The organism is Gilliamella sp. M0320 (genome assembly GCF_016101635.1).
In the GTDB taxonomy this organism is placed as follows: Bacteria; Pseudomonadota; Gammaproteobacteria; order Enterobacterales; family Orbaceae; genus Gilliamella; species Gilliamella apis.
Genome location: NZ_JACFQD010000015.1, coordinates 1 through 5903 on the forward strand (window position 1 = coordinate 1; position 5903 = coordinate 5903).

The 5903-nt window shown below is 38.3% G+C and carries 7 protein-coding genes and 1 pseudogene; 5 read left to right on the top strand and 3 right to left on the bottom strand.

The window, feature by feature from the left end:
• Positions 1-972 (bottom strand): sodium/glutamate symporter (gltS, locus tag H3T83_RS11215; protein ID WP_042934338.1); only part of this gene is annotated, 972 nt, incomplete at its 3' end.
• A 443-nt stretch (positions 973-1415) separates the two neighbouring features.
• Here gltS and H3T83_RS11220 point away from each other — a divergent pair.
• From H3T83_RS11220 to H3T83_RS11230, 3 genes and pseudogenes are all read left to right on the top strand, one after another.
• Positions 1416-1736 (top strand): annotated as a pseudogene (locus H3T83_RS11220) (antibiotic biosynthesis monooxygenase).
• The gene (locus tag H3T83_RS11225; protein WP_000460651.1) at positions 1729-2115 is read left to right on the top strand and encodes a hypothetical protein; all 387 of its coding nucleotides are present in this window, start codon (positions 1729-1731) and stop codon (positions 2113-2115) included. The pseudogene H3T83_RS11220 and the gene H3T83_RS11225 overlap by 8 nt, the downstream one beginning before the upstream one ends.
• 7 nt (positions 2116-2122) lie before the next feature.
• Positions 2123-2809: a helix-turn-helix transcriptional regulator gene (locus H3T83_RS11230; protein ID WP_001284954.1), complete on the top strand. Its 687-nt coding sequence runs from the start codon at positions 2123-2125 to the stop codon at positions 2807-2809.
• On the opposite strand, the gene tetR(B) is transcribed toward H3T83_RS11230, so the two are convergent.
• Positions 2787-3410: a tetracycline resistance transcriptional repressor TetR(B) gene (gene tetR(B) / locus H3T83_RS11235; RefSeq protein WP_000088605.1), complete on the bottom strand. Its 624-nt coding sequence runs from the start codon at positions 3408-3410 to the stop codon at positions 2787-2789. The two genes, H3T83_RS11230 and tetR(B), sit on opposite strands and share 23 nt — an antisense overlap.
• An 81-nt stretch (positions 3411-3491) precedes the next feature.
• On the opposite strand from tetR(B), the gene tet(B) reads away from it, so the two are divergent.
• Positions 3492-4697, top strand: coding sequence for a tetracycline efflux MFS transporter Tet(B) (gene tet(B), locus H3T83_RS11240; protein ID WP_001089068.1), 1206 nt, complete (start codon positions 3492-3494; stop codon positions 4695-4697).
• 112 nt (positions 4698-4809) lie between these two features.
• On the opposite strand, the gene tetC is transcribed toward tet(B), so the two are convergent.
• On the bottom strand, positions 4810-5403 hold the full coding sequence (gene tetC / locus H3T83_RS11245) for a tetracyline resistance-associated transcriptional repressor TetC (protein WP_000428546.1): 594 nt from the start codon (positions 5401-5403) through the stop codon (positions 4810-4812).
• Between the two features lie 87 nt (positions 5404-5490).
• Between tetC and H3T83_RS11250 the strand changes: the two genes are divergently transcribed.
• Positions 5491-5903, top strand: a 413-nt coding sequence (locus H3T83_RS11250; protein WP_001696766.1) for a helix-turn-helix domain-containing protein, incomplete at its 3' end; no start/stop codon positions are given.

Genomic DNA, 5903 nt, shown 5'->3' on the forward strand with positions numbered 1-5903 from the left:
GACAAAGCAGGCAAATAGCACCATGACAACAGTTTGTACAGCAATGATAATTAATACTGGCCCTGCCATGCTTGCCAATTGACCAAATTTTAATGACATTAACGCCATTGCCAAGAAAAGCGATAAAGCAACGCTACCTAATACATCGACGGTCGGCTCAAACACTTCGTGTTTAAATACATGAGTCAGTGTATTACGGATAATAATACCGACAAATAAACACCAGACAAAAGTAGGCAGTTGCAGAAAAGTATCTTTAAACAATGCACTGATATAGCCACCAACAACAATACAGATAATCAGCATTGAAATGGTTTCAATAACGTTATTTGCATTGATTTTTCTTTTGACGCTTGGTTGCTCAAAAGCTTCAACGATAGTGTCGCGCTCTTGCTCGGTTGTTTTAGGAATAGAGACCTTTTTCAAAAGATGACGGGCAACAGGGCCGCCAACTAAACCACCCAACACTAATCCAAGTGTTGCACAAGCCATCGCTAATTCAACGGCGCCTGTTACACCATATTTATCAGCGAGAATAGGGCCCCATGCTCCGGCATTACCATGACCACCTGTTAGAGTAATTGAACCTGCAATTAAGCCAATAAATGGACTTTCATTCATCATGACAGCCATACTCATGCCGACAGTATTTTGAATGGCGATTAGGATCGTTACTGCAATAGTTAATAGAACTAACGGCTTTCCTCCTTTAATCAGTCGAGAAAAGTCAGAACTTAGCCCGATAGAGGAAAAGAATGTGAGCATTAATAAACTTTGCAATGAAGCATCAAAAGTAAACGAATAACCTGATGTTTTATCAATAATTAACAGAACAATTGCAACAATAAAGCCACCAACGACGGCTTCTGGTATGTGGTTTTTTTGTAGGAACGGGGTAAATTTTACGACAAACATTCCTATGAGTAGCGCGATACATGCGACTAATAATGTATAACTGGCATCTAGGATCATTTTTTTACCTCTATTAGTTTACCAGAATTTTCACTATAACAATTTAACAATAGTGAAAAATGAAGTTACTTTGGTTAACTAATCTTTAACAATGAGTTTTATTAGGGTATCCATAACTTTTAGTTAATAGGGTCATAATTTTAGTGTGATCTTAATCATGAAATATTAAAAAGATTAAAATAACAACAATGGTATTTAATGATGGGTAAACCTAAATACCATGCGGGATCCGCACTATTTTCGGTGATAGCAAAAAATAAAAAAGTATAAATAATAAACAAAATTATAAGAGAAGGAGAACATGATAAGCGCAGGCCGAGCAATTTAAAGAAGTGTGATATACAACATAAAACAGCAGCATGACCTTTCTATATTTCGTTGCTTATCGAAGTGTTAATTTTCGGGTGGATTACTCTGTTTGTTGATTAATAACGGAGAAAAATATGATTGCTGTAATATTTGAGGTGCAAATACAACCCGACCAACAAACTCGCTATTTGACTTTAGCTGAGGAGTTAAGACCACTATTAAGTCATGTAGCTGGTTTTATTTCAATTGAACGTTTTCAAAGTCTAGCTACAGAAGGAAAAATGTTATCGCTATCTTGGTGGGAAAACGAATAAGCAGTTCTGCAATGGAAAAATCATGTTTTACATGCGAAAGCTCAACAAGAAGGGCGAGAGTCAATATTTGATTTTTACAAAATTAGTATTGCTCATATTACTCGCGAATATTCATTTAAAAAGGACAAGGATAATGTTTGATGTTCACGTTGTTTTAGATAATCAAATAGGACAATTAGCATTACTAGGAAAAACATTAGGTAATAAAGGTATTGGATTGGAAGGGGGAGGGATATTTACGGTTGGTGATGAATGCCATGCTCATTTTCTTGTTGAACAAGGAAAGGAAGCTAAAATAGCGCTAGAGCAAGCTGGACTGTTAGTACTTGCGATCCGGACACCATTAATTCGTAAGTTAAAACAGGAAAAACCGGGGGAACTTGGCGAAATAGCACGAGTATTGGCGGAGAATAACATTAATATTTTAGTGCAATACAGTGACCATGCTAACCAACTGATATTAATAACGGACAATGATAGTATGGCTGCATCTGTTACGCTCCCTTGGGCAATAAAGTGAACTTGCGATGGCTAATTTAATACGAAAAGAGGTTACCTTTGAGTCCTCAATAGCCGCGATAGGGGCGGCTATGTCTGACATTTCACGAGTTAAAATACTCAGTGCTTTGATGGATGGGCGAGCTTGGACGGCCACTGAGCTAAGTTCTGTGGCGAATATATCAGCTTCAACGGCGAGCAGTCATTTATCTAAATTATTAGATTGCCAGCTAATCACAGTAGTAGCTCAAGGCAAGCATCGTTATTTTCGGCTAGCAGGAAAAGATATTGCTGAATTGATGGAAAGTATGATGGGGATCTCCTTAAACCATGGCGTACATGCCAAAGTTTCCACGCCAGTGCATTTACGAAAAGCACGTACTTGCTATGATCATTTAGCTGGCGAAGTTGCCGTTAAGATCTATGATTCCCTTTGTCAACAGCAATGGATCACTGAAAATGGTTCAATGATCACATTAAGTGGTATTCAATATTTTCATGAAATGGGAATTGACGTTCCTTCCAAACATTCACGTAAAATCTGTTGTGCGTGTTTAGATTGGAGTGAACGCCGTTTCCATTTAGGTGGGTACGTTGGAGCCGCATTATTTTCGCTTTATGAATCTAAAGGGTGGTTAACTCGACATCTTGGTTACCGTGAAGTTACCATCACGGAAAAAGGTTATGCTGCTTTTAAGACCCACTTTCACATTTAAGTTGTTTTTCTAATCCGCATATGATCAATTCAAGGCCGAATAAGAAGGCTGGCTCTGCACCTTGGTGATCAAATAATTCGATAGCTTGTCGTAATAATGGCGGCATACTATCAGTAGTAGGTGTTTCCCTTTCTTCTTTAGCGACTTGATGCTCTTGATCTTCCAATACGCAACCTAAAGTAAAATGCCCCACAGCGCTGAGTGCATATAATGCATTCTCTAGTGAAAAACCTTGTTGGCATAAAAAGGCTAATTGATTTTCGAGAGTTTCATACTGTTTTTCTGTAGGCCGTGTACCTAAATGTACTTTTGCTCCATCGCGATGACTTAGTAAAGCACATCTAAAACTTTTAGCGTTATTACGTAAAAAATCTTGCCAGCTTTCCCCTTCTAAAGGGCAAAAGTGAGTATGGTGCCTATCTAACATCTCAATGGCTAAGGCGTCGAGCAAAGCCCGCTTATTTTTTACATGCCAATACAATGTAGGCTGCTCTACACCTAGCTTCTGGGCGAGTTTACGGGTTGTTAAACCTTCGATTCCGACCTCATTAAGCAGCTCTAATGCGCTGTTAATCACTTTACTTTTATCTAATCTAGACATCATTAATTCCTAATTTTTGTTGACACTCTATCATTGATAGAGTTATTTTACCACTCCCTATCAGTAATAGAGAAAAGTGAAATGAATAGTTCGACAAAGATCGCATTGGTAATTACGTTACTCGATGCCATGGGGATTGGCCTTATCATGCCAGTCTTGCCAACGTTATTACGTGAATTTATTGCTTCGGAAGATATCGCTAACCACTTTGGCGTATTGCTTGCACTTTATGCGTTAATGCAGGTTATCTTTGCTCCTTGGCTTGGAAAAATGTCTGACCGATTTGGTCGGCGCCCAGTGCTGTTGTTGTCATTAATAGGCGCATCGCTGGATTACTTATTGCTGGCTTTTTCAAGTGCGCTTTGGATGCTGTATTTAGGCCGTTTGCTTTCAGGGATCACAGGAGCTACTGGGGCTGTCGCGGCATCGGTCATTGCCGATACCACCTCAGCTTCTCAACGCGTGAAGTGGTTCGGTTGGTTAGGGGCAAGTTTTGGGCTTGGTTTAATAGCGGGGCCTATTATTGGTGGTTTTGCAGGAGAGATTTCACCGCATAGTCCCTTTTTTATCGCTGCGTTGCTAAATATTGTCGCTTTCCTTGTGGTTATGTTTTGGTTCCGTGAAACCAAAAATACACGTGATAATACAGATACCGAAGTAGGGGTTGAGACGCAATCGAATTCGGTATACATCACTTTATTTAAAACGATGCCCATTTTGTTGATTATTTATTTTTCAGCGCAATTGATAGGCCAAATTCCCGCAACGGTGTGGGTGCTATTTACCGAAAATCGTTTTGGATGGAATAGCATGATGGTTGGCTTTTCATTAGCGGGTCTTGGTCTTTTACACTCAGTATTCCAAGCCTTTGTGGCAGGAAGAATAGCCACTAAATGGGGCGAAAAAACGGCAGTACTGCTCGGATTTATTGCAGATAGTAGTGCATTTGCCTTTTTAGCGTTTATATCTGAAGGTTGGTTAGTTTTCCCTGTTTTAATTTTATTGGCTGGTGGTGGGATCGCTTTACCTGCATTACAGGGAGTGATGTCTATCCAAACAAAGAGTCATCAGCAAGGTGCTTTACAGGGATTATTGGTGAGCCTTACCAATGCAACCGGTGTTATTGGCCCATTACTGTTTGCTGTTATTTATAATCATTCACTACCAATTTGGGATGGCTGGATTTGGATTATTGGTTTAGCGTTTTACTGTATTATTATCCTGCTATCGATGACCTTCATGTTAACCCCTCAAGCTCAGGGGAGTAAACAGGAGACAAGTGCTTAGTTATTTCGTCACCAAATGATGTTATTCCGCGAAATATAATGACCCTCTTGATAACCCAAGAGGGCATTTTTTACGATAAAGAAGATTTAGCTTCAAATAAAACCTATCTATTTTATTTATCTTTCAAGCTCAATAAAAAGCCGCGGTAAATAGCAATAAATTGGCCTTTTTTATCGGCAAGCTCTTTTAGGTTTTTCGCATGTATTGCGATATGCATAAACCAGCCATTGAGTAAGTTTTTAAGCACATCATCATCATAAGCTTTAAGTTGGTTCTCTTGGATCAATTTGCTGACAATGGCGTTTACCTTACCAGTAATGTATTCAAGGCTAATTTTTTCAAGTTCATTCCAACCAATGATAGGCATCACTTCTTGGATAGGGATAAGGTTTTTATTATTATCAATAATATAATCAAGATAATGTTCAAATATACTTTCTAAGGCAGACCAACCATTTGTTAAATCAGTTTTTGTTGTGATGTAGGCATCAATCATAATTAATTGCTGCTTATAACAGGCACTGAGTAATTGTTTTTTATTTTTAAAGTGATGATAAAAGGCACCTTTGGTCACCAACGCTTTTCCCGAGATCTCATCTATTGAAACAGCTTGATAGCCTTTTTCAACAAACAATATTCGTGCTGAGTTAACCAGTGATTGATAGGTACTCTTAAAATTTTCTTGTTGATGATTTTTATTTTCCATGATAGATTTAAAATAACATACCGTCAGTATGTTTATGGTATCATGATGATGTGGTCGTGACAATCTTAAGAACATTTAGGTTATTTTATGTATATTGAACAGCATTCTCGCTATCAAAATAAAGCTAATAACATCCAATTAAGATATGATGATAAGCAGTTTCATACAACGGTTATCAAAGATGTTCTATTATGGATTGAACATAATTTAGATCAGTCTTTACTGCTTGATGATGTGGCGAATAAAGCGGGTTATACCAAGTGGTATTTTCAGCGGCTGTTCAAAAAAGTAACAGGGGTCACACTGGCTAGCTATATTCGTGCTCGTCGTTTGACGAAAGCGGCTGTTGAGTTGAGGTTGACGAAAAAAACTATCCTTGAGATCGCATTAAAATATCAATTTGATTCCCAACAATCTTTTACACGTCGATTTAAGTACATTTTTAAGGTTACACCAAGTTATTATCGGCGTAATAAATTATGGGAATTGGAGGCAATGCA